Genomic DNA, 23,640 nt, shown 5'->3' with positions numbered 1-23,640 from the left:
CCACAGCTTTCGATCTTGGGCGTGAGGAGTACCGATGACCGCCGCCGCGGTGTACCTGCCGAGCCAGCACGCGAGCGTGCACGACCTGCCGGACGACCACGAAGAACTGCGGATGGTGCTCGGCCGGGCGGTGACCGCCGCGATCGGCCGGCAGCGCCCGGACGGCAACCTGGAGGACCACGCCGCGGTCGACGACATCGGTGACATGGCGCTGGGCGTGGTGTCGCTGCTGTGCCTGGCCTGGCACCGCGGCGATCGGCGCGATCCCGAGCTGGTGGACGCGGCCCGGCGCGGGCTCGACTTCGTGCTGGCCGAACGGGTCTTCCGCGCCGACAACCCCGGCGAGCCGTTCCTGCTCGTGCGCGACAGCGGTCTGCCGTACGCCCGCTACGTGCTCGAGTCCGGCGACCACCCCTTCGGTGACTGGCCCAGCACCGTGTGGGCGCTGCTGCACGCGGTGAACGTGCTGGAGTTCGGCCGCGAGGTGATCACCGAGACTCAGTGGGCGGCTTTGTCGGAGTTGGCGGTCGGCTACTGGCGCTGGCTCACCGAAGCGAGCATGTTCAACCCGCAGCAGACCGCTAACCAGGCGATCGGTGCCGTGGTGGCGGGTCTGACCCTGGGGCGGCTGTTGTCCGAGAAGTCCATCGTGGACGTTGCGATGTTCCTGTACCACAGCGAGGTCAGGACCAAGCGCGTCGTCGACCGCGGCTTGCGGCTGCCGGTCGAGCACGGCGCCGGGCACGACCAGAACTACCTGCCGATCTCGCTGACGTTCCTGGCGAGGGCTCACCAGGTGAGCGGCGAGCAGTGCTTCCTCGACGACGGCGACGAGATCGCCCGGCACCTGGAGACGCGGCTCTCGGTCCGTGGCTTCGACTACGGCGGGCCCCGCTACAGCGAGCAGCACTGCGGCTGTGAGGGCATGTTCGGCCTGCGGTTCTTCAGCGGTCGCGTCCGGGCCGAGCTCGGCCGGTACCTCGGTGACCGGCGGGTGGCCTACTACTGCGCCTCGACGCCCGGCCTGCCGAGCGGCCACTTCGCCTTCACCACCGTGTGGTTCTTCCTCGACGGCCACCGGTGGTACCGCGAGCCCGCCGATGCTCCCGTGCACACCCGCTACTCGTTGCGGCACGGGAAGGCGTCGGTGTCGCTCACCGCCGGCCTCACCCCGTACCTGATCGACGCCGGCGGGACCGCGGTGATCGAGTCGGTCGTGGACCACCAGCACGGCATCGGGCCGCTGGTGCACTACGCGGACGGCAGGAGGTTGCTGCTGACCCGCCCGCTCGGTCCCGCGCGCGTGCGTGACGTGACCGAGGGCGGGCTGGGCGCGAAGCTGGTGACCAAGGCGGTGGTGACCTGGGACCAGGTCATGCTCTCCGTGCAGCAGCTGTACGTCACCGACGGCGAACGGCTGTTCGTGGTCGCGGTGCTCGACCGCGCGGCGTTGCCCCTCAACGCCGAGCTGAGCTTTCTCGCCGGTCTTCCCTATGCGACGGCCGAAGGCTCGCGGCAGCGTCGCATCCGGACGGTCGGCGTGCCAGGTGGCAGCCCGTTCGACCTCGGCGAACCCTGGCGGGCCCTCACCACCGGTGCAGCGCTGCTCGCGGGCGGGCTCGCGCTGAGCTCGGCCGCCGGCCTGCGGGTGGAGAACCCGCCGGACGGCACCGCGTACTTCAACAGCCCGCGGACCGCGGGCATGACCCAGGAGCAGCTGTCGTTCTGGCTCGGCGACGACCCCAGGGGCTACGGGGACCCGGACGCGGGCTGGCGCCGGGTCGTCTCGACCAACCTCGTGCTGGCCGATCCGATCGCCGCCACGCCGCACGGGCGAGCGGTCTTCGCCCTCTGCTACGGGCCCGAGCCCGTGGCGTTGGAGGTGTCGGCGGACGAGCCCCTGGAGGGTGTGCGGGTGCGCACGCCGTTCTTCACGGCGCTGGTCGGTCACCCGGCCGGTGACGTGGGCGGCGAGCCGGTGCTGCGCCTCGCCGCATCGTGAACTGTTAACGCTCACACCACCTCAGCTTCGAGTACGGTCCGGTCTCGTTGCGTATTGTGCACCACAATCCCCGTGCCGCCACACGCGTCCTTCAGGGACAATTGGGAGCGTTAACATGACCACTGTCGACGGGTTCGACCGCAGAACCCTGTTGCGTCGTTCGGCGATGCTGTCCGCCGGGATGCTGCTCGGCCCGGCCGCGCTGGACCTGGCACTCGAAGCGAGCGCCGCCGCACTGCCCACGGGTGCGGCGCCGTTCGTCGACTCCTACCGCACCAACGTGCCCGCCAACCTGACACCGGAGACCAACGCCGCGGTCCGCGCCCTGTCCGGGATGCAGGACCTCTGGCGCACCGGTAGCAGCTGGAACACCGGAGTCGTGCTCAACCGGGAGGTGCTCAGGGCCAACGTCCGCCACGTCGCGCGGATCACCGGAGCGCGGACCGCCGATCAGGCCAAGCGAGCGTTCATCGTGGACCGTCAGCACCAGAGCTACAGCGCGATCGGAGGGCTCGGCCCGCTCGCCGAGCCGTACAAGGCGGGCGCCAAGGCCGTCACCGGCATCACCTCGGCACCCGACGGCACCCCACCGTCCACAGTGGACGAGAAGCTCCCGCCGGACGCGCCGGCCGGATCGGCGCTCGGCGCGGGTTCGCCGGACTCCGCGCTGGGCCAGGTCGTGCTGCTGGTCAACACCCTGCGCGGGCCGTTCGCCTCGGGCAACCCGTCGAAGTACGCCTACCAGTACCCGCGGCCGTGGCGGATGACCCCGGACAGCCAGGTGGTCCCGACGGGTGAGACGGACGAGTTCGGTTACCCGGTCTACCGATCGGACGTCGTGGTCGCCCCGCAGTTGCTGCGTCAGCGCAACCTCAGCCCGGCCGACGACGCGGGTTACCCGAGCGGCCACACCAACGCGCTGCACCTGGCGTGCCTGGCGCTGGCCTACGCGATCCCCGAACGGTTCCAGGAGCTGGTGACCAGGGCGTTCGACCTCGCCGACACCCGGATCACGGCGGGCATGCACTCACCGGCCGACGTCATCGGCGGCCGGATCCTGGCGACCGCGCTGGCCGCCGCGACGCTGTCCGACCCGGAGAACGCGACGCTCAAGGCGGCCGCCAGGGCGCAGGCGAGCGAGTACTTCCGGCAGCGCGTCGGCGTCGACGTGTTCGAGTACGCGCACTCGGCGGGCATCTCCACCGACCCGTACGCCGACCGCGAGGCGAACGCCCGTCTCGTGGCGCCGCTGTTCACCTACGGGCTGCCGAAGACCGGACGGCGGATCCCGATGAGCGTGCCGAAGGGCGCGGAGGTGTTGCTGGAGACCAGGCAGCCGTACCTGACCGCGAACCAGCGCCGCGAAGTCCTGCGCACGACCGCACTCCCGTCCGGGCACGCGCTGCTCGACGGCCCGGAGCACTGGGGCCGGCTGAACCTCTTCGCTGCAGCCGACGGCTTCGGCGCGTTCGACTCGGACGTGCGCGTCGACATGGACGCCAACCGCGGTGGCTTCCACGCCGCCGACACCTGGCACAACGCGATCGGCGGCCGCGGCGGGCTCGTCAAGAGGGGCACGGGCGCGCTGACGTTGGCGGGCACCAACTCCTACGCCGGCAGTACGCGCGTCGAAGGCGGCATGCTCGTGGCGGATTCGCCGTCCGCGCTGGGCAAGGGCGACGTCGACCTGCGGTCGGGCACCTTGCGGCTCGATACGGCGGTCCGGGTGCGGGGCTATCGACAGGGGGCGGGGGCCACGCTCGCGGTGACGGTGCGGCGGGGTACCTGCGCCGTGCTGACCGCCGCGCACCTGATCAGGCTGGCGGCCGGCAGCGTGCTGGAGATCTCGCTGGAGGACCTGCGCGCCGGCGACGTGGTGCCGGTGCTCGCCGCACCGGGCCTGCTCGGCAGGTTCGCCAGGATCACCGTTCCCGGGGGAGAGCATCGGGTCGAGGCCAGGTACAGCCCGGCGGGGCTCGCGGTGCGCGTGGTCCACTGAGGACTGTTGTCGAACGGTGACGGTGCCGTTCGACGACTTCGTTCGACGTTGTTCGACTGCCTTGCTTGACGCTCGGGAAGCCCCGTTGCAGACTCCGGAAAGCGTTTTCCAGACGTCGGGGTCGGGGGTTCATGAGCGCGTTGGACGAACTGCGTCACCTGCGCCACGGCGGCGTCCAGGTGCGCAAGCGCGACAACAGGGTGGCGTTCTGGTTCCTGGCGCCGTGGTTCGCCGGACTGGTCTTCATCACGATCGGTCCGGTGCTCGCGTCCTTCGGCCTCGGTTTCACGAAGTACAACCTGATCCAGCCGCCGAAGTTCATCGGGCTCGACAACTTCGCCCGCATCCTCAGCGACGAGCGGCTGCACAACGCGCTGGGCGTCACGTTCACCTACGTGCTCGTGTCGGTACCGCTGCAACTGGCCTGTGCGCTGGGCGTGGCGCTGTTGCTCGACCGCGGGCTGCGCGGGCTGGCGTTCTACCGCTCGGCCTTCTACCTGCCCTCGCTGCTCGGGTCGAGCGTGGCGATCGCGGTGCTGTGGACGCAGGTCTTCGGCACCGACGGCCTGGTGAACCGGGTGCTGGGGTTCTTCGGTGTCGAGGGCAGGGGTTGGATCTCCGACCCGGACACGGCGCTGTCGACGCTCATCGTGCTGAACGTGTGGACGTTCGGCTCACCGATGATCATCTTTCTGGCCGGACTGCGGCAGATCCCGGCGGTCTACTACGAGGCCGCCTCGATCGACGGCGCGAGCAGGTGGTCGCAGTTCTGGCGGATCACGCTGCCGCTGCTGTCGCCGATCCTGTTCTTCAACCTGGTGCTGCAGATCATCCACGCGTTCCAGTCGTTCACGCAGGCGTTCGTGGTCTCCGGAGGTACGGGCGGGCCGTCCGACTCGACGATGTTCTACACGCTTTACCTGTACCAGCAGGGTTTCAGCCGGTTCGACATGGGTTATGCCTCGGCGCTGGCGTGGTTCCTGCTGCTGATCATCGCGGCGTTCACCGCGATCAACTTCTGGGCGGCGAAGTACTGGGTGTTCTATGAAGACTGAGAGGTCTTCTTCTGGTCGCCTCACCGTGCTGGCCAAGCACATCGGACTCGTGCTGATCGGGTTCGTGATGCTGTACCCGGTGCTGTGGATGGTCGTGAGCTCGCTGCGGCCCGGCGACGAGATCTTCCGCAGCCCCGGCCTGATCCTCGACAGCCTCAAGACCGAGAACTACACCGAGGGCTGGTACGCGCTCAGCCCGTCGTTCGGGACGTACCTGCTCAACTCGGCGGTCCTGGTGCTGGGCTGCATCGTCGGCAACCTGGTGTCGTGCTCGATGGCGGCCTACGCGTTCGCCCGGCTGCACTTCAGCGGCAAGCGGTGGTGGTTCGGCATCATGCTCGGCACGATCATGCTGCCGGTGCACGTGATCATCGTGCCGCAGTACGTGCTGTTCTCCCAGATCGGCTGGGTGAACACGTTCCTGCCGCTGATCGTGCCGAAGATCCTCGCCACGGACGCGTTCTTCGTCTTCCTGATGGTCCAGTTCATCCGCGGTCTGCCCCGGGAACTCGACGAGGCCGCGCGCATCGACGGCTGCGGCCATCCGCGGATCTTCGCGCAGATCGTGCTGCCGCTGATGACACCGGCGCTCGCCACCACGACGATCTTCACGTTCATCTGGACGTGGAACGACTTCTTCACCCAGCTGATCTACCTGACGGACCCGGACATGTACACGGTGCCGGTCGCTCTGCGCTCGTTCGTCGACTCCACGGTCGCCACGTCCTGGGGCTCCCAGTTCGCGATGAGCGTCGTGTCGATCGTCCCGATCTTCCTCGCCTTCCTCATCGGCCAGCGGTACCTCGTCAAGGGGATCGCCACGACCGGTGGCAAGTAGCCGAAAGGAACGGACATGCCTCGATCCGGTACCGCGTGGGCGGTCGTGCTTTCGCTGACCGCGTCGCTGCTCGCCGCGTGCGGGTCCGGTTCCGACGCGGGAGGTGATCTCACGACGGAGAAGGTCACGCTGCGCTTCACGTGGTGGGGCGCGGACGACCGGCACAAGCGGACCCAGCAGGTCATCGAGATGTTCCAGAACAAGCACCCGAACATCACCGTCAAAGGCGAGTTCAAGGAGTGGAACGGGTACTGGGACAGCCTCGCCACCACGATGGCCGCGAACGACGCGCCGGACATCATGCAGATGGACGAGCTGTACATCGCGTCCTACGCCGAACGCGGCGCGTTGCTCGACCTGAACGAGGCCAAGAAGCACCTCGACACCACGAACTTCGACCAGAAGGCGCTCGCCACCGGCGCGGTCGACGGCAAGCAGTACGGGCTGCCGGTCGGCCTCGGCATGTACTCGATCATGGTCAACACCGACCTGCTCGCGAAGTACAACATTCCGGTGCCGGACGACACCAAGTGGTCGTGGGACGACCTGAAGTCGATCGGCGAGCAGGTGTCCAAGGCGGGCGGTGGTCAGGTGTTCGGCGTGCAGTCGCCGGGCATCAACGACACGGCGGGCTTGAGCATCCGGGCCCGGCAGCAGGGCAAGGCGTTGTTCGACGCGGAGGGCGAGGTCGTCCTGCCCCCGGAGATCGCGACGCAGTACTGGACCTACATCTCCGACCTCGCGAAGACCGGGATCGCGGCACCGCCGTCGGTGACCGTGGAGAAGGCCTCGGCCGGGCTGAACCAGTCCGCGACCGCGACGAACACCGCGGCGTTCGGCCTGTGGTGGAACACCCAGCTCACCGCGCTGACCGCCGCCAGCGGTGCCAGGCTCAAGCTGCTGCGGCTGCCCGGTGAGTCGCAGGCGAAGTCACCTGGTGCGTACTACAAGCCGTCGATGTTCTGGTCGGTGTCGTCGCGTTCGAAGCACCCTGCGGAGGCGGCCGCGTTCGTGAGCTTCCTCGCCAACGACGAGGAAGCGGCGAAGATCCTGCTGACCGAACGCGGTGTGCCCGCCAACCAGAAGATCCGCGAGGCCATCGCCGGTCAGCTCAAGGAGACCGACAAGGCCGCCAAGGAGTACCTCGACACCGTCCCGGTCAGCGATCCGCCCAGGATCACGCCGAACGGTGCCAGCACGGTCGACGCGATCCTCAAGCGGCACACCGAGGACGTCCTGTTCGGCCGGACCACCCCCGAGGCGGCGGCCGCGTCGTTCATCGAGGAAGTCCAGTCCGAAGTGGACGCGGCGAGGTGAGGCGCGCGGCCATCGTCGGCACGGGTGCCATCGCCACCTCCCACGCCGAGGCTTTGCGGGCTTGTGGAGAGCGCATCGAGCTGGTCGCCGTCGTGGACGTGGACGCCGATCGGGCGTCCGCGTTCGCGAGCGAGTGGGGTGTGCGCGTCCACCCGAGCCTGGCGGCGTTGCTCGACGCGGAGCAGTTGGACGTGGTGCACATCTGCACGCCACCGCGCTCCCATGTGCCGTTGGCGCTCGAATGCCTCGCCGCCGATGTGAACGTGCTCGTGGAGAAGCCGCCGGCGTTGTCGCTGAGCGAGATCGACACGTTGATCGCCGCCGAACACGGGTCCGCGGGCCGGGTCGCCACGGTGTTCCAGCACCGGTTCGGGCCGGCCGCGATCCGGTTGCGGCGCCTGGCCGCCGAGGGCGTGCTGGGCAGGTCGCTGGTGGCGAAGTGCGACACGCTCTGGTACCGCGGCGACGCCTACTTCGACGTGCCGTGGAGGGGGACGTGGGAGAACGAGGGCGGTGGGCCGACCATGGGGCACGGCATCCACCAGTTCGACCTCCTGCTGTCCGTGCTGGGGCCGTGGCAGGAGATCCGGGCGCTCGCCGCGCGGCAGGCACGTGACGTCGCGACCGAGGACGTGTCGATGGCGCTGGTGACCTTCGCCGACGGCACGGTCGCGTCGGTGATCAACTCACTGCTGTCGCCGCGCGAAACTTCGGAGCTGCGGTTCGACTTCGAGCGTGCCACGGTGGAGGTCGAGCATCTCTACGGCTACAGCGACGAGCACTGGACCGTGACTCCCGCGCCTGGCCAGGATGAGGTCGTGGCTCGGTGGCGCGAGGAGCAGTCGGGGATGGTGAGCGGTCACAGGTGTCAGCTGGAGGCGTTCCTGGACGCGCTGGACAGTGGTGAGACGCCGCCCGTGACGCTCGCGGACACCCGGAACACCATGGAGTTCATCGCGGCGTTGTACGCCTCGGCGTTCACCGGCACCGTGGTGAAGGCCGGTCAGATCGGCCCGGACAGCCCGTTCTACGCGACGATGGAAGGAATCGGTGCCCCATGGGCGAACGCCCGGTGATCACTCGGCAGGACGACGAGGTGCTCGTCGTGTCGGTGGGCGACGTCGAGCTCTTCACCTACGTGCACCGGCCGTCGACACCCGCGTTCGAGGGCCCGAAACCGTATCTGCACCCGGTGCGGACGCTGGCCGGTGACGTGGTGACCGCGTTCCGGCCGCACGACCACCGGTGGCACAAGGGTGTGCAGATGACCGCCACCGACGTGTCGGGCGAGAACTTCTGGGGCGGCGTCACTTACGTGCGCGACGAGGGGTATGTGGCGTTGCCGAACGTGGGCAGCATGCGCCATGAGGACTTCACCGTCTTCGAGGACGAGGCCCGGTTCGAGGAGCTGCTGTCCTGGTTCACCGAGTCCGGGCAGCACTGGGTCCACGAGACGCGTTCGCTGGAGGTGCGGGATGTCTCGGCCGACTCGTGGACGCTGGAGTTCGCCACGACGCTGACGAACCTGCGCTCGGAGCCGCTGGTGTTCGGCAGTCCGACGACCAACGGCCGTGAGCTGGCCGGCTACACCGGGTTCTTCTGGCGCGGGCCGCGGTCGTTCACCGACGGCGAGGTCATCGCGGCCGACGGCGGAACGGGCCAGGAGATGATGGGCAAGGCCGCCAGGTGGCTCGCTTTCGTCGGCCGGCACGACGAGGTGGACCGGTCGTCGACTTTGCTGTTCCTGGACCACCCGGACAACAAGGGCACGCACTGGTTCGTGCGCAGCAGCCCGTTCGCGGCCGTCAACCCGTCGTTCGCCTTCCACGACACGGTGGAGCTGCCGCCCGGCGAGGAGCTGAGCCTGCGCTACCGGCTCGTCGTCGGCTCCGGTGCGTGGGACCGGGATCGTCTTGAGTCCTATGTGGAGGCCCACCCGTGGTGACGCCGTTTCCGGGCGGGGTCGGCATCTCCGGCCTGCGGGTGTACGACTGGCCGACGGTGGACGGGCTGTGCGGAGGATCGCCGCACGTCCACCTCACCTGCGCGGAGTGCTACTTCGTCGTCGGGGGAGAGGGCTCGGTCCAGACGCTGACCCGGCGCGGGTTCGCTGAGACGCCGTTGCGCGAGGGCACGGTCGCCTGGTTCACGCCGGGCACGATCCACCGCCTCGTGAACGCCGACAACCTGCGGATCATCGTGATCATGCAGAACAGCGGCCTGCCCGAGGCCGGTGACGCGGTGTTCACGTTCCCAGCGTCTGTGCTGGCCGGGAACTACGCCGCACACGCTCAGGCCGGTGACGAGGAGTCGGCTCGGCGGCGCCGGGATCTCGCCCTCGAAGGGTTCCTCGAGTTGCGGCGCCGCGTCGAGGCGGGCGAGGACGGGGCGCTGGACGACTTCTACCGCGCTGCCGTGCGGCTCAAGCAGGGCGTGGTGGACGACTGGGAGAAGCGGTGGCGCGCCGGTGCGCTGGCGTCGGCCGAACGCACCGGCGAGCACCTGGACCTGTTGCGGGGTGGCGACATCGCGCACCTGGCCGAGGCCGACATCCACGTGATGAGGGCGGAGGGTCCGCAGCGGTTCGGCATGTGCGGAAGGCTCGACGTGCACGATCCGGCCGAGGGGAGGTCCCCGCACGACTGAGGTGTTCACGGGCAGAGGCAGAACGCGAGGACGGCGCCGATCATGGCTGCGACCAGGACAGTTGTCGTCGTGACCCGCAGGCGCCGCAGTCGCGCCGCTCGTGCGAGACCGGGCAGCACCGTGGCCGGTACCGGCGGGGCGGCCAGCGACTCGACCGCCCACTCGGCGGGCACGCGGGCCAGGAGACCTGCCGTCCCCGTCAGCCGGCACACCTCGTGTTCACACGACGGGCACGCGGTGAGGTGGCGTTCATAGGTGTGCCGGTCACCGGAGGACAGCGACCCCAGCACGTAGGCCACGTCCCACTCGCGGAACGGGCACGTCACCGCCCGGTCACCCCGTTCTCCTCCAGCGCGAGCCGCAGCGCGCGCAGGCCGTAGTGCAGGCGCGACTTCACCGTTCCCGGTGGCACACCCAGCGCCTCGGCCAGCTCGGCGATCGACTCACTCCGGTAGTACGCCCGCACGATCACCACCCTGTGCTCGGGTTTGAGCTGGGACAGCGCGTCGGCGATCAGCCAGGTGTCCAGCGTCGTGTCGGTGTGGTCGGACCTCGGGCGCTCGGGCGGGCTGGCCGAGCCGATCTCCCAGCGGGCGCGGGCGCTGCGGCACTCGTCGATGGCGAAGTTGCGGGCCACGGCGTAGATCCACGCCCTGGACGCCGCGGTGCCCTGTTCGAGGATGTCCGGGTTGCACCACGCGCGCAGCAGGGCCTCCTGGACGACGTCCTCGGCGAGCTCCTTGTTGCCGGTGAGGCGGAGTGCGTACCGCCAGAGAGCCTGGGCATGACCGTCGTGCAATGCGCGCAGGAGAGTGCTGTGGTCGTTGTTGATGGCGCACCCCCTAGGTTCGGAACTCAGGCGTGCGCTTGGCCAAGAACGCCGCTGTGCCCTCACGCATGTCGGTGGTGGTGAACGCATGTCGAAACGCTTCGAGCTCGACTTTCAGCCCGTCGTCGACCCCCAGGCCGTCGACCGCGTTGATCACCGACTTGCAGGCCGAGACCGCGGTGGGGGAGTTGGCGGCGATGTCGGCGAGCACTCGCCGGGCGGCGGTGAACATCTCCTCGCGGCTGTCGAAGACCTCGTTCACGAGCCCGAGTCGATGCGCTTCGACCGCGTCCACGCGGCGCCCGGAGTAGATCAGCTCGCGCGCCTTGGCCACACCGACCCGGCGGAACAGCCGGACGCAGCCGCCGAAGCCGGGGATGAGACCCAGCAGCACCTCCGGCTGACCGAACACGGCCTTGCGGGTGGCGTAGACGAAGTCGCACGCCATGGCCATCTCGCAGCCGCCGCCGAGCGCGTAGCCGTCGACGCAGGCGATCACGGGCACCGGCAGCCGTTCGAGCAGCCGGGTCACCTCCTGGCCCAGCGCGCCGAACGTCTCGCCCTCCTCCGGCGTCATGGCCGCCATCTCGCGGATGTCCGCTCCGGCGATGAACGCCGGCCCTTCCGAACCCGAGAGCAGCACCCCGCGTGGGACCACGAGATGGGTGAGGAGATGGCGCAGTTCGGTGAGAGTCCGCTGGGACAACGCGTTGCGCGCGGGCGGACGGTGGACGGTCACGGTGAGGACGCCGTCGTGCTCGTCGAGTGCGAGTGTCTGATAGTCCACAGTGGTCTCCTCACGAGTCCCAGATCGCGCCGTAGGCCGGGATCCCCCTGGCCTCCAGCTCTTCGACGACGTGCCAGGTGGTGGGTTTGTTGGAGATGCAGATGACCGCTTCCGCGTCGAAGCGCTTCGAAGCCTCGTACGCGAGCGCGACCAGGTCCGGCTTGCCGCGGCTCTCGGTGTCCCAGACAACGGCGTCGGGCTGGACACCGAGGATCTCGTCGACCAGTGCGTCCCCGTACGTGCGGCGCGGGTTGCGGGTCGACCACACCAGCACGGACGGCGTGTCGGCGGCCAGCAGGTGGGGCAGGCAGGGGCCGATGCCGCTGCCGGTCGCGACCCACACCACCCTGGTGAACAGCTTGTCGATGTTGCCGACCCCGGCGGTCGGAATGCCCTTGACCCACACGTGACCCGGCCGGTCGGCGATGAACCGGGCCGTCCAGTCGCCCGCGCGGGAGATCGTGAGCCGGAAGCCGCTGCGGCCCGGCGCCGGGACGTTGGCGAACGAATGCCACTCCAGCAACGGGTTGCGGCTCACCGTCGTCGACGAACCCGCGAACGGCGTGACGCCGTGGTCGAACGAGACGAGCGCGACGTGCGCTGACGGGCTGTCGATGTGCACCGGAACTCGCCGCAGCCGCAACCACGGCGCCGCCACACTGGCCACCACGAGGGCGAGCGGCCAGAGGAAGACGGGGTTCGACACGGCCGCCAGCAGGCCGAACAGCACAAGCACCGCCCACCCGCCAAATCGGTGCGACCGCTCGAACAGGTCGTGGTGCCCGGCCCGCAGCCGGGGCAACGCGAGCACGACTAGCGCGCCGAGCACCGCCATGATCGTCCAGGTCAGCGCGAGGACGAGCGGTGGTCCCGTCGTCGTGACGGCGAGCACGAGGAACCAGGCGGTGGCGCAGATCGCGGCACCGACGTGCAGGCCGCCGAAGTGGTAGACCTTGCCCAGCGTCCAGCGGATCCGCAACGGCCAGCGGGTCGGCGCGCTGGTGGCGAGCCGGAAGAACAGGTTGATCACGAGCTGCTGGCGGACGAGGGCGGCCAGGGTGAGGTTGGCGACGACCAGGGCGGTCAGCCGTTCGGCATCACCCCACCAGCCGGCGAACCCGAGGTTGGCCAGCACGACGAGGGCGACGAGCCGGTTGTGATGGGTGAACGGCCTCCTGCGCAGGATCGTGCGCCAGGAGCGGTCGGCCGGCGGCAGCCTGACGGCGTCGACTGAGGTCATGCCACCGTCTCCTCCTGTCCGTCCAAACGCGACAGAAGCGCCCGCCTGTCCACCTTGCCGCGGTCCGTGGTCGGCAGCGTGTCGACCGGCACGATCAACGTGGGCACGCAGTAGTACGGCAGCCGCTCCGCCACCGCTCTGCGGGCCTGCTCGGGTACCGCGCCGGCAGGGCTGATGAACCCGACGAGCTTGCCGTTGTGCAGCAACGTCGTCGCCCGCGCGCAGTCCACCGCGCGTTCGAGCGCCGACGTCACGGCGTCCAGCTCGACCCGGAACCCGCGCACCTTGACCTGGTCGTCGGTGCGGCCGTGGTGCTCCAGCTGGCCGTCGCGCGTCCACCGGCCGAGGTCGCGCGTGCGGAACATCCGGTGCTCGCCGCCCAGGAACGGGTCGGGCCGGTAGCGCTCGGCCGTCAGCTCGGGATCACCCAGATAGCCGGCGGTCACGCACACGCCGCCGGCCCACATCTCGCCGATCTGGCCGATGCGGCACGGTCGCAGGTTCTCGTCGAGCACGTACACGGTCGTGTTCGGCACCGGCCGGCCGATCGTGAGCTGACCGCCGGGCCGGTAGCGCTGAACGGTGTTGACGATGGTCACCTCGGTCGGCCCGCACGAGTTGTGGAAGACGGCCTGCCGTGACCACGTTTCGGCCAGAGCCTGCGGGCATCTCTCACCGGCCACCGCGACCGTGCGGACCCCTTGGCAGACAGCGGGATCGAGCGACGCCAGCACGCTGGGCGTGGCGATGACGACGTCGACGGTGCGCGCCGTCTGTTCGATGTCGTCACTGCGGATGACCAGCGTGCCGCCGTTCGCCAGCGTGCCGAGGACCTCCCACATCGCCATGTCGAACGCGATGTTCAGCAGCTGCGACACCCTGGTTCCCGGCGTGATCTGGAGGCTTCCGGGTGCGGTCAGCAGGACGTTGCACAGGTTGGCGTGCGAGACCTGCACGCCGTTGGGCCGGCCGGTGGTGCCGGAGGTGAAGATGACGGCCGCGATGTCCGAGTCCTCGGTGATCGTGCGGCAGAACGACGTGGCGTCGGGTACGCGGTCGATCGCGATGATCTTCCCGAGATCATCCGGCAACTCGTGAGCGCTCGTGGTGAGCACGAAATCGATGCGCGCGGTGCGAACGATGTGTCGCAAATGGACTTCGGGTGCGATGCGCACGTCCTGTGGAACATAAGCGGCACCCGCTTTGAGCACGCCCAGAATGCCGACGACCATCGAGATCGACCGGGTGAGGAACAGGCCCACGCGGTCGCCGGGACGCACCCCGGCGCGGATGAGGAACTCGGCGAGCAGTTCGGCTCTGCGGTTCAGTTCCGCATAGGTCATCGACTCGCCGAGGTGCTCCACGGCCGTGCGGTCCGGTTGCCGCACGGCCTGTTTCTCCACCGCGTGGTGGATGTGGTGGAACGGCGGAGTCCGGACGGGTCCGGCGCCGAACGACTGGAACAACGCGCGGTCGGACGGCGGCAGGTCGCGCAGGGCAGATTCGAGGAACACGGCTTTCACTGCGGGGTTCCCTTCCGGGAGCGAAGCGTGGTCACCCGTTCTGAACGAGACACACCCGCAGATCGTTCACGTCGAGTCGAACATTCATCGAATCGACGAAGCTGTTATGCCACAGCAACTTCGTGGTTCACAGTGAAAAAATGAGAATCGCAGCGGCAGTACTCGTCCTCGTGATCACGGTCCCCGGTACCGCTCAGGCGGCCACGTGGGAGGACGTGATCGGAACCGGTTCCTTCGCCAGTTACGGCGCGCTCCAGTCGGAGTGGAACTACCGCTATCCGTGGGGGTCCGACCACAACGGCACCGCCCGGATGTACGCGAGCGCCACCGACCACAACCACGTGTCGCTGTCCGGAGGTGTGCTGACGTTGAAGGCGACGAGGATCTCCTGGGACGAGGGGAACAGCGGCGCCGACCCGCACCTGCCCATCCGCTACCACTCCGGCGCGATCCACGCCAAGGAGCACGTCGTCGTGAACGACCAGTTCCCCAACTGGGAGGTGAAGGGCGACTTCCAGGCGCCGTCGGCCCGTGGCACGTGGCCCGCGTTCTGGCTGACCGGGGTCAACAGCTGGCCGCCGGAGAGCGACGTCCTGGAGTTCAAGGGTGACAACCGGAACTGGTTCAACACCTTCCGGACGTCCAGCGACGTGTCGAGCTCGATCGTCGGGGTGTCCTCGCCCGGCTCGTGGCACACCTACCGGGCGTGGATCACGAAGGTGAACAACACCGACGTCGACATCCACTACTACCTCGACGGCAAGTGGATCGCCCAGCACACCGGGAAGAACTTCGTCGGCAAACCGCTGTGGGTCATCATCAACCTGCAGATGGAGGGCTCGTCCGGCAGCCCCGGTCCGACCGCGGACACGATCTACCGGGCACGCAACGTCTACATAGGACGTACGCGGGCGTGAAGCGAGGTGGCCCCGGCGAACTCCGGGGCCACCCCTCGATCACGCTCCGGCCGGACGCCCCGACCAGGCCTCCTGCGAGGTCAGCGGCCGCATCGTGAGCGTGTACTCGTAGGTGACGTCTGGACGCACCTGGCTGCGCTGCCGCACCGGGTTCGGCGTGTCACCGACACCGGTCACGGCATGATCGGCGTGCAGCGTGAAGTACCCCTTGTTGCGCTGCAACATGAACGGGTACGCGGCCCGTTCGAGGTCGTCGTACTGCGTCACGCTGACGTCCTTCGCGCCCGACACCAGCAAGCCGGACGTCCGGCCGTCGGTGAGCAGCGCCCACCGGGTGTCGGTGTGGTTGCCGTGGTCCTGCGGGCGGTGGTACTCGACGTACTGGTCGGCCACCGAGCTGGTGTGCACCCCGATCGGCGTGCCGTCCTTGCGGTCGACGTAGCTCTCCGCCTTCCGGCCGTACCAGGAGAACTCGGAGTAGCGGTCCGGCACGGACAGCTGGACACCGATGCGCGGCAGGTAGGGCAGTGTCCGCAGGGAGCCCTGCGGCGTCACCCGGTGCCCGAGCCGCAGCACACCGGCGGAGTCCACCGAGTAGACCATCGTCTGGTCGAACCACGCCCCGCTCACACCGGGCGCGGCCACCGTGCTGTCCACGATGATCCGCGTGGCCTTGTGACCGTCCTTCTCCACGCGAACCCCGGTCACACTGGTCTCCAGCCGGTCGAGGCCGGCCTTGCGCCAGTCCTCGCCCTCCGCGCGGCCCCACGTGTACGTCTCGTTGCTGATCGGCGTGCGCCACGCGTCGAGCTTCGGCCCGCTGGTGAGCAGCTCCCGGCCCCACGACTTGATCGACGTCAACGCACCGGTCTTCTTGTCGACCGTGTAGGTCGTGCCGGCCGCGGTCGCGGTGACCTTGGCGGCGTCCTCCTGGGTGAAGACGACAGCCCAGTCGAGCGGCGCCTTGTCCAGGCCGGGCACCCGGCTGCCACCCAGTGAGAACTGGTCGTGCGCGAGCACGTGCCCGGAGGTAACCGCTTCGACGGTCAGGAACCGCTCGCGGTCGGCGTCGTTGACCGGAACCGGCAGTGAGATCCGAGCAGTCGAAGCGCTGGCGACCCGCAACGGTTGTTCGCCGCTCTTGACCATGCGCGATCCCTCGGTGACCCGCCAGCGCAGCGTCAAGTCGTCGGTGCCGGTGAACTGCCGTTCGTTGGTCACCGACAGCACGCCACCGGAGTAGGCGTACCGGATCGGCTGGTGGGCCCACGCCATCTGCACGGTTTCGGGCTGGAGCGCCCGATCCGTGCCGATCAGTCCGTCCACACCGGACAGCGTGGACCCGTACGCGAAGTGCGTGCCCTTGTCCTGCACGCGGTCGAAGTCGAGCGCCAGCACGGCTCCACCGGCGGGAGTCGAAGCGTTCAGCTCGGCCGGCGAGAGCGCCCTGTTGTAGATCCGCACGTCGTCGACGTCACCGCGGGACAGCCGGCCGACGTTCGACGGGTCGTTCCACGACATCTCGAAGTCGCGGCCGATGTTCACGTCGGCGGCGGAGTAGTCGATCGGGCCGCTGAACGGAAGGCTGCCGACCTCGGTGCCGTCGATGTACAGCCGGACCGCGGTGCCGTCATAAGTGCCGCTGACCCGGTGCCACTTGCCGTAGAAGTCGGCGGGCACCTTCGCCTGCACCGCCCGCCACGTGCCGCTGTGGATGAAGAACTCCAGCGTGGTCTCGTTCTTCATCTTGAGCGTCCACTGGTGGTCGCCCTTCGCGATGATCGGGAACTGCCCGGTCCACTCACCTGGCTTCACCCACGCGTCCAGCGTCAGCGCCGTGCCGGTGATGTCGAGCTTGCGGTCGCGGTAGACCTCGACGAAGTCGTCCAGCCCCGACAACGACAGCGCCTTGCCGCGGTGGCCGTCGACGAGCTTCGGCGCGCCGGAGAGCAACGCGGTGATGTTGTTACCGGACGTGTCCGGGGTGATCAGCGTCTTCTGCTTGATGTTCTGCTCGGCCCAGTCCCAGATGAACCCGCCCTGGGTCTGCGGGTTGGCCCGGATGATGTCCCAGAACTCGCGGAAGTTGCCGAGGCTGTTGCCCATCGCGTGCGCGTACTCGCCGAAGATCAACGGCTTGGTCGTGCTCTTGGCCTGCTCGGCGAACCGCTCCGGCGACGGGTAGCGCGGCCCCCACACGTCGGCGAACGGCGCGTCACCGTCCGGGTTGTTCGACTGGTGGTAGATCGGCCGCGACGGGTCGTTGGCCTTGAGCCACTTCGCCATCTCGTAGTGGTGCGCGCCGAGGCCGGCCTCGTTGCCGGTGTCCCACATGAAGACGCTGGGGTGGTTCTTGTCGCGCTCGACCATGCCGATGAGCCGGTCCATGAACGTGTCGCGCCACTCCGGCTGGTTCGCCTGGCACCACCGCGTGCAGTTCTCGTGGTTGTGGGTCTCGATGTCGACCTCGTCGTCGATCCAGATGCCGTGCCTGTCGGCGAGCTCGTAGAAGTACGGGTCGCTCGGGTAGTGCGAGGTGCGGACGGCGTTGACGTTGAGCTGCTCCATCAGCGCCACGTCGCGTTCCTGGGCCGCGCGGGGCACGTGCCGGCCGTGGTCTGGGTCGGTCTCGGCCCGGTTGACGCCCTTGAACAGCACGCGCTTGCCGTTGACCAGCAACGTCCGGTCGCGGATCTCGATCTCACGGAAACCGGTGGTGTCGCTGACGACGTGGCTCGTGCCGTCCGGCGAGGTGAGCGTCAACACCACGGTGTAGAGGTTCGGCGTCTCGTCGGTCCACTTGGCCGGGTTGCGCACGGGCAACGTCAGGCGCGCGGTGCTGCCGGACACTTCCTGGCTCGTCGAAGTGACTTCGCCTCCGCGAGAGTCGCGCAGGACGGCCGTGAGGCGGTGTGTGCTCGTGATGCCGCGGAGCTCGACGTCCGCCGTGAGGGTCGCGTCGGTGTAGGTGACGTCGAGATCGGTCTTCAGCGTGGCGTCCTGGATGAACGCCTTGGGCGTCGAATAGAGCGACACCGAGCGGAAGATGCCCGAGTACCGCCACTGGTCGTAGTCCTCCAGGTAGGAGCCCGCGCTCCAGCGGTGCACCTGCACGGCGATCTTGTTGCGGCCCGGTCGCAGCACGGAGGAGATGTCGAACTCCGCCGGGGTGTAGCCACCCTGGTCGTAGCCGATGTACTTCCCGTTGACCCACAGGAGGTAGGCGGACGTCACGCCCTCGAACCGCACGAACGTCGCGCGCTTCGTCCAGTCGGCGGGCACGTCGAAGTCGCGGACGTACGCGCCGGTCGGGTTGATGTCGCGGGGGACGCGCGGCGGGTCGTCCGGCTGCACCTCGGTGGCGATGTTGCGGAAGATCGGGTGGTCCAGGCCGTCGGTCTGCCAGGTGTGCGGCACGTTCACCGTGCGCCAGCCGGACGTGTCGTAGTCGTCGGAGTAGAACCGTGCCGGTACGTCGGAAGGCTTGTCCGCCATGGCGATGCGCCATTTGCCGTCGAGCGTGCGCGTGAACTCCGGCTCCTGGCGCAGGAACGCGTGGTGCGGCTCCTGTCCCTCGGCGATCTTCCGCGGATCTTCGAGATAGGTGTGCACGTCGGGAGGGGGATCGACGGCGGCGGCGATCGGTGTCGTCGAACCTGCCGCAACCAACAAGACTGTCGCAAGAACAATCGCGCGCCGCACGCTGAACCTCCATGTTCAGACATAAGTGCACACAAGTGAACAGTCGGTGCTGGGGGGCGACAAGGGGCCGCGTGGTCCGCGCCGTTCACACCCACGCGTTGTTATCGAATGGTTCGTCCCTTGTGTTCGATTTCGTTCGACAGCACGCTCCGAGGGCATGATCGCTCGCCTGCTGACCGCGGCCGTTGTCGCCGCCTCTCTGTCCGTGCCGGGGATCGCTCACGCGGCACCGGGCGTGAGCCTCGTGGGGGACATGCTGCTCGATCCCTCGGCGCTGTACTTCGTCTCGTACGACGGGGTGGTGAACAACAACTCGTTCCAGCAGGACGCGATCCTCACCTACCAGGGACGCCAGTACGCCACCTGGTACACCGCGAGCCGCAACGCCGTGATCGCGCGCAGGAGCGTCGGCGGCACCCGCTGGGAGGCCGTGGTCCTGCCGCACCGGCTCAGCGCCGACGACTCGCACAACGTGATCTCGTTGGGAATCTCCCCGCAGGACAACACGATCCACGTCGCGCTCGACACGCACAACACGCGCTTGTTCTACTTCCGCTCGAAGCCGGGACTGGCGATCGGCGCGCAGCGGTGGAGCGCGGAGTCGTTCGGTGCGGTGCAGCGAACGCTCGGGACCGTCGAGCTCGGTTCGATGACCTACCCGCAGTTCGTCGTGACGCCCGAGGGCAGGCTGCAGTTCAGCTACCGCAGCGGTGGTTCCGGCAACGGCGTCAACGAACTGGCCGAGTACTCCGGTGGCACCTGGCGCAAGCTCGGTGGCTGGTCGTCCGCGACGGGCTCGTACACCGGGCCGAACGGCGTCGTGTCGACCACCCGCAACATGTACCTGCACGGTCTGAACTACGACCGAAGTGGACGGTTGCACGCCGCTTTCACCTGGCGTGAAGGCAACACCGGCGTGCTGTGCAACTCGGGCGGGCTCACCAACCACGACACCGGCTACGTCTACAGCGACGACCGCGGCCGGACCTGGGGCAACGGTGCGGGAACCGTCGTCGGCACGACCGGCGGTACCCCGGTCGGCGTCACCTCGCCGGGACTGGTGGCCGACCCGCTCGACCCGAACCACGGCCTGATGAACCAGGAGAGCCAGGCGGTGGACACGAGCGGCCGGCCGCACGTGGTGATCAGCTACGTGCCCGGCCGCTTCACCCAGTGCGTCTCGAACTACGCCCAGCAGCGCGCGCAGTACGGCCGCACGTTCCACGTCTTCCGCGGCGCCGACGGGAAGTGGACCAAGATGGAGGTGCCGATCCCGCCGAACCACACCCAGCGCACCAAGATCGTGCTCGATCGCAACGACAACGCGTACCTGGTGATGCCGCGCGGCAAGATCGTGGCTGCCACCAAGGCGAGCGGCTGGACCGACTGGACGACCGTGTTCGACCGGCCGTCGCTGCAGGCCTTCGGCGAGGTCAACGTCGACACGTCGCGCGTTGCGTCGCAAGGGATCCTGTCCGTGCAGTACCAGCAGGTCTCCACCGGCACGACACCGTCGGCGATCCGTGTCGCCGACTTCCGGCTCGGCTAGGCGGTGGACTCGCGCACGACCAACCGGCACGGCTGCCGGACGACACCACTGGCAGGCGTGCCGGAGAGCGCCGCGAACAGGTGCGTCACGGCGGTCGTGCCGAGCAACCGTTGTCGGACGCCGGCCTCGTACCAGGTCCAGTGCTGGAACGGCAGCGGATGGGCCGACGTCGCCGGGCAGACCAGGACACCGGCGGCGCCGCGCGCGAACCACAACCTCGTCCAGTTCACCCCGGTCGGCACACAGCGGCTGCGGGTGGTGATGACGCACGCAGCCGGGTTCCGGACCGAGATGACGGAGATCAAGGTCTACTGAGAAGGACGTACATGACAATCGCACGTCTGGCAGCGTTCGCGCTGTGTCTGGCCGTGGGTGCGGGGATGTTCGCCGTGCCCACGGCCGCGTTCGCGGAACCGTTGCCGCAGCACGGGGTCACGGTCCGGGTCGACCCGTCCTACCAGCAGCCGGAGTTCGAGGGCTGGGGAACGAGCCTGGTGTGGTTCGCCAACGTGACAGGCGGCTACCCCGAGCCCGTCCGCCGCAGGCTCGTCGACCTGCTGTTCGGCGAGGACGGGTTGCGGCTGAACATCGCCCGTTACAACATCGGCGGCGGCAACGCACCGGACGTCCGCAAGGACTACATGAAGGCCGGCGCGACGATGGAGGGCTTCTGGAAGGCGCCTCCCGGCACCACACGCACCGACGTGGACTGGTGGCGGGCCGACAACCCCGGCCACTGGAACTTCGGCGCGGACGCCAACCAGCGCTGGTGGGTCGACCAGATCAAGCGCAAGGTCACGAGGTGGGAGGCGTTCAGCAACTCACCGCCGTGGTTCCAGACCGTCAGCGGTTACGTCTCCGGTGGCTTCGACGCGAACACCGACCAGATCCGCAGGGACCGCGTCGACGACTTCGCCACCTACCTGGCGCGGGTCACCCAGCAGCTGGAGCGCGCGCACGGCATCAAGTTCGACACCCTCGCCCCGTTGAACGAGCCCAACACGAACTACTGGGGCACCCAGATCGGACCGGACGGCCAGCCCACCGGTGGACGACAGGAGGGCGCTCACGCGGGACCCGAACTGCAACAGGAGGTTCTGCTCGCGTCACGGCGTGCGCTCGACCGGCTGAAGTCGGACGTCGGAGTGTCCGCAATGGACGAAACCAACCCCGGCACGTTCGTGCGCAACTGGAACGGCTACGGCCCGGCACGTGAGGTGATCGACCAGCTCAACGTGCACACCTACGGCACCGGCCAGCGCACCAGCGTGCGCGACATCGCCAAGGGTGCCGGCGAGAAGCTCTGGATGAGCGAGGTCGAGGGCACGTGGGGCAACGGCACCACCGACTACGTGGGCATGGAACCCGGTCTGGGCATGGCGACCCGGATGCTCGAGGACATCCGCGAGCTCGAACCGTCGGCCTGGGTGTTCTGGCAGCCGATCGAGGACTCGATCCCGCAGCAGGCAGCCGGCAAGAACTGGGGCAGCATCCACATCCCGTTCAACTGCACGGCGATCGACACCCCGGAGTCCTGCCCGATCAGGACCAACACCAAGTTCAACACCATCCGCAACTTCACCCACTTCGTGCGGCCCGGTGACAGGTTCGTCAAGACCGACGACCCGTCGACCGTCGCCGCGGTGAAACGCTTCGACCGAGGTGCCAGCGTCGTGCACGTCAACAACGGCTCCGCAGCCCGTGCGGTCACCCTCGACCTCTCCCGGTTCCGAAGCGTTTCGACGACCGCGCGGGTGACCCCGGTGGTCACGAGCGCGGAGGGTGCTCTGGTGCGCGGCAAGCCGGTACGTGTTTCCGGCGGTTCGGCGACGCTCGCGGTGCCGGCGAAGTCGGTCACCACGTTCCTCGTCGACGGTGTCTCCGGAGTGTCCGGGGACGCCGCGCTGATCCAGCCGGACCACGTGTACCGGCTGGCCATGGGCGGGAAGTCGCTGCAACCGTCCGACGACTGGTCGCGTGTGGTCGCCCGCACGACCGACACCGCCGGCGCGCGGCAGCTGTGGGCGGTGCGCAAGCTCAGCCGCGGCAACGGGAACCGCGAGCGGTACGAGATCGTGAACGCCGTCTCCGGCACCCGGCTGGCCGCGGCGGGCGAGGCCGTGGTGCTGCAGTCGGCGAAGGACCCCGCCGCGGAATGGATCATGTCCACGACCGGTGACGGCACCTGGACCTTCGTCAACGCGGCCACCGGCGGGTTGATCGACGCGACCGGCGAGACGGTGTCGGCGAAGGGCCCGACGTCGGGTGCGAGCCAGCGCTGGACCGTGGCCGACGAGACCGTGCTGCGGACCGAGGACGCCGCGGTGTTCACCGTCCCGAAGCTGCGTCCCGCGCTGCCGCACACCGTCACACCGGTCCACCGCGATGGCGGGCGAGGCGCCCTCCCCGTGGCGTGGGAGCTCCCGTCCGACGTGCGGTGGAACCGGCCCGGCACCGTGCGGGTGCGCGGAACGGCGACGGATCCGTTGGGACGGAAGCTGTCCGCGCTGGCAGTGGTCACGGTCGACACGATCGTCTCGACGATTCCCGCCCGTGCCGGTACTTACGTCGGCGGGCGGCCGGATCTTCCTTCCACCGTCGAGGGAATCGGCAAGCGGGGTGGCCGGGCCGAGCTGCCCGTCACGTGGGACGGCGGGGTGTTCGACCGGGTCGGCACGGTGATCGTGACCGGGCGGGCTCAGATCGTCGACGGCAGCACGGTCCCGGCCACCGCGGTCGTGGAGGTCACCGAACCCGTGGAGGTGAACGCCGCCCTGGACGCGGCCGTGACGGCGACGTACACCGAGTCCGGCTATTCCGCGGACCGGCTGCGCAACGGCGTCACGGACGAGAAGGCGTGGTCGAACTGGAAATCCGGCACCAAGAACCCGTCCGACACGATCACGTTCACCTTTCAGAAGGCACGCGATCTCACCCGTCTCACGGTTCATTCCCATCGCGACGGTGACGGAGGTATCGCGCAGAGCCTGAAGGTTCAGGTGCGCACGGCCGACGGTGCCTGGGCGGACGCGAGTGGAGACATCGAGGTCACCCCGGCGGCGACCGCGGTGCCGCTGAGCCCGCCCGGACCGGTGACCGCCGTCCGGATCGTGCTCACCGCCCGTCCAGCCGGATATCTCACCCTTGGCGAGATCGAGGTGTTCGCGAAGTCGAATCGAGTCGAAATCTGAGTTCTGTTTGAATTGCCGTGCGGGCGAGGGGCACCATTCGCAGAA

18 protein-coding genes are annotated in these 23,640 nt (G+C 68.7%); 11 read left to right on the top strand and 7 right to left on the bottom strand.

Annotated elements, in window-relative coordinates:
* Positions 1-34 precede the first annotated feature (34 nt).
* The 8 genes from LFM09_RS10745 (at position 35) to LFM09_RS10710 (ending at position 9,857) form a co-directional block, all read left to right on the top strand.
* Positions 35-2,002, top strand: coding sequence for a hypothetical protein (locus LFM09_RS10745; protein WP_414096199.1), 1,968 nt, complete (start codon positions 35-37; stop codon positions 2,000-2,002).
* Positions 2,003-2,117: 115 nt separating this feature from the next.
* Positions 2,118-4,001 carry a phosphatase PAP2 family protein gene (locus tag LFM09_RS10740; RefSeq protein ID WP_414096198.1) on the top strand — a complete coding sequence of 628 codons (1,884 nt, stop codon included), beginning with the start codon at positions 2,118-2,120 and terminating at the stop codon, positions 3,999-4,001.
* A gap of 131 nt (positions 4,002-4,132) precedes the next feature.
* Positions 4,133-5,056 (top strand): carbohydrate ABC transporter permease, encoded by a 924-nt coding sequence (locus tag LFM09_RS10735; RefSeq protein WP_414096197.1) that lies wholly within the window; start codon positions 4,133-4,135, stop codon positions 5,054-5,056.
* Positions 5,046-5,894, top strand: a complete 849-nt coding sequence (locus LFM09_RS10730; RefSeq protein ID WP_414096196.1) for a carbohydrate ABC transporter permease — start codon at positions 5,046-5,048, stop codon at positions 5,892-5,894. The genes LFM09_RS10735 and LFM09_RS10730 overlap by 11 nt, the downstream gene beginning before the upstream one ends.
* Before the next feature lie 15 nt (positions 5,895-5,909).
* Positions 5,910-7,211, top strand: a complete 1,302-nt coding sequence (locus LFM09_RS10725) for an ABC transporter substrate-binding protein (RefSeq protein ID WP_414096195.1) — start codon at positions 5,910-5,912, stop codon at positions 7,209-7,211.
* Positions 7,208-8,287: a Gfo/Idh/MocA family protein gene (locus LFM09_RS10720; RefSeq protein ID WP_414096194.1), complete on the top strand. Its 1,080-nt coding sequence runs from the start codon at positions 7,208-7,210 to the stop codon at positions 8,285-8,287. The genes LFM09_RS10725 and LFM09_RS10720 overlap by 4 nt, the downstream gene beginning before the upstream one ends.
* On the top strand, positions 8,269-9,156 hold the full coding sequence (locus LFM09_RS10715) for a PmoA family protein (protein ID WP_414096193.1): 888 nt from the start codon (positions 8,269-8,271) through the stop codon (positions 9,154-9,156). Before LFM09_RS10720 ends, LFM09_RS10715 begins: the two co-directional genes overlap by 19 nt.
* Positions 9,153-9,857 (top strand): cupin domain-containing protein, encoded by a 705-nt coding sequence (locus LFM09_RS10710; protein ID WP_414096192.1) that lies wholly within the window; start codon positions 9,153-9,155, stop codon positions 9,855-9,857. The genes LFM09_RS10715 and LFM09_RS10710 overlap by 4 nt, the downstream gene beginning before the upstream one ends.
* Before the next feature lie 5 nt (positions 9,858-9,862).
* Here LFM09_RS10710 and LFM09_RS10705 read toward each other — a convergent pair whose 3' ends face one another.
* Genes LFM09_RS10705 through LFM09_RS10685 form a run of 5 tightly spaced genes read right to left on the bottom strand, consistent with a single transcriptional unit; the run spans position 9,863 to position 14,227 of the window.
* Entirely contained in the window at positions 9,863-10,183 is a 321-nt protein-coding gene (locus LFM09_RS10705) for an anti-sigma factor family protein (protein ID WP_414096191.1), read from the bottom strand.
* The gene (locus LFM09_RS10700) at positions 10,180-10,689 is read right to left on the bottom strand and encodes a sigma-70 family RNA polymerase sigma factor (protein ID WP_414096329.1); all 510 of its coding nucleotides are present in this window, start codon (positions 10,687-10,689) and stop codon (positions 10,180-10,182) included. The genes LFM09_RS10705 and LFM09_RS10700 overlap by 4 nt, the downstream gene beginning before the upstream one ends.
* A 10-nt stretch (positions 10,690-10,699) precedes the next feature.
* Entirely contained in the window at positions 10,700-11,473 is a 774-nt protein-coding gene (locus tag LFM09_RS10695; RefSeq protein WP_414096190.1) for an enoyl-CoA hydratase/isomerase family protein, read from the bottom strand.
* Positions 11,474-11,483: 10 nt separating this feature from the next.
* Positions 11,484-12,713, bottom strand: a complete 1,230-nt coding sequence (locus tag LFM09_RS10690) for a hypothetical protein (protein WP_414096189.1) — start codon at positions 12,711-12,713, stop codon at positions 11,484-11,486.
* Positions 12,710-14,227 carry an amino acid adenylation domain-containing protein gene (locus LFM09_RS10685; RefSeq protein WP_414096188.1) on the bottom strand — a complete coding sequence of 506 codons (1,518 nt, stop codon included), beginning with the start codon at positions 14,225-14,227 and terminating at the stop codon, positions 12,710-12,712. The genes LFM09_RS10690 and LFM09_RS10685 overlap by 4 nt, the downstream gene beginning before the upstream one ends.
* 149 nt (positions 14,228-14,376) lie before the next feature.
* Between LFM09_RS10685 and LFM09_RS10680 the strand changes: the two genes are divergently transcribed.
* Positions 14,377-15,153 (top strand): family 16 glycosylhydrolase, encoded by a 777-nt coding sequence (locus LFM09_RS10680; RefSeq protein ID WP_414096186.1) that lies wholly within the window; start codon positions 14,377-14,379, stop codon positions 15,151-15,153.
* 39 nt (positions 15,154-15,192) lie between these two features.
* Here LFM09_RS10680 and LFM09_RS10675 read toward each other — a convergent pair whose 3' ends face one another.
* Positions 15,193-18,855 (bottom strand): glycoside hydrolase family 2 TIM barrel-domain containing protein, encoded by a 3,663-nt coding sequence (locus LFM09_RS10675; protein WP_414096185.1) that lies wholly within the window; start codon positions 18,853-18,855, stop codon positions 15,193-15,195.
* A gap of 157 nt (positions 18,856-19,012) precedes the next feature.
* On the opposite strand from LFM09_RS10675, the gene LFM09_RS10670 reads away from it, so the two are divergent.
* On the top strand, positions 19,013-20,404 hold the full coding sequence (locus tag LFM09_RS10670; protein WP_414096184.1) for a BNR repeat-containing protein: 1,392 nt from the start codon (positions 19,013-19,015) through the stop codon (positions 20,402-20,404).
* On the opposite strand, the gene LFM09_RS10665 is transcribed toward LFM09_RS10670, so the two are convergent.
* Positions 20,401-20,709 (bottom strand): hypothetical protein, encoded by a 309-nt coding sequence (locus LFM09_RS10665; RefSeq protein ID WP_414096183.1) that lies wholly within the window; start codon positions 20,707-20,709, stop codon positions 20,401-20,403. The two genes, LFM09_RS10670 and LFM09_RS10665, sit on opposite strands and share 4 nt — an antisense overlap.
* Before the next feature lie 21 nt (positions 20,710-20,730).
* Between LFM09_RS10665 and LFM09_RS10660 the strand changes: the two genes are divergently transcribed.
* Complete coding sequence (locus LFM09_RS10660; protein ID WP_414096182.1) at positions 20,731-23,595, top strand: glycoside hydrolase; 2,865 nt, start codon at positions 20,731-20,733, stop codon at positions 23,593-23,595.
* The last annotated feature ends 45 nt before the right edge of the window (positions 23,596-23,640 follow it).

This window comes from Lentzea alba (assembly GCF_047445655.1).
In the GTDB taxonomy this organism is placed as follows: Bacteria; Actinomycetota; Actinomycetes; order Mycobacteriales; family Pseudonocardiaceae; genus Lentzea; species Lentzea alba_A.
The sequence above is the reverse complement of the archived record's forward strand: the minus strand, read 5'-3'. Positions and strand labels throughout refer to the sequence as shown.

What these genes read in the sequence shown, in the direction of transcription:
- LFM09_RS10660 (WP_414096182.1), top strand. Translation starts at nt 20,731, where the DNA reads ATGACAATCGCACGTCTGGCAGCGTTCGCGCTGTGTCTGGCCGTGGGT.
- LFM09_RS10745 (WP_414096199.1), top strand. Translation starts at nt 35, where the DNA reads ATGACCGCCGCCGCGGTGTACCTGCCGAGCCAGCACGCGAGCGTGCAC.
- LFM09_RS10670 (WP_414096184.1), top strand. Translation starts at nt 19,013, where the DNA reads ATGATCGCTCGCCTGCTGACCGCGGCCGTTGTCGCCGCCTCTCTGTCC.
- LFM09_RS10735 (WP_414096197.1), top strand. Translation starts at nt 4,133, where the DNA reads ATGAGCGCGTTGGACGAACTGCGTCACCTGCGCCACGGCGGCGTCCAG.
- LFM09_RS10680 (WP_414096186.1), top strand. Translation starts at nt 14,377, where the DNA reads ATGAGAATCGCAGCGGCAGTACTCGTCCTCGTGATCACGGTCCCCGGT.
- LFM09_RS10740 (WP_414096198.1), top strand. Translation starts at nt 2,118, where the DNA reads ATGACCACTGTCGACGGGTTCGACCGCAGAACCCTGTTGCGTCGTTCG.
- LFM09_RS10715 (WP_414096193.1), top strand. Translation starts at nt 8,269, where the DNA reads ATGGGCGAACGCCCGGTGATCACTCGGCAGGACGACGAGGTGCTCGTC.
- LFM09_RS10690 (WP_414096189.1), bottom strand. Translation starts at nt 12,713, where the DNA reads ATGACCTCAGTCGACGCCGTCAGGCTGCCGCCGGCCGACCGCTCCTGG.
- LFM09_RS10725 (WP_414096195.1), top strand. Translation starts at nt 5,910, where the DNA reads ATGCCTCGATCCGGTACCGCGTGGGCGGTCGTGCTTTCGCTGACCGCG.
- LFM09_RS10730 (WP_414096196.1), top strand. Translation starts at nt 5,046, where the DNA reads ATGAAGACTGAGAGGTCTTCTTCTGGTCGCCTCACCGTGCTGGCCAAG.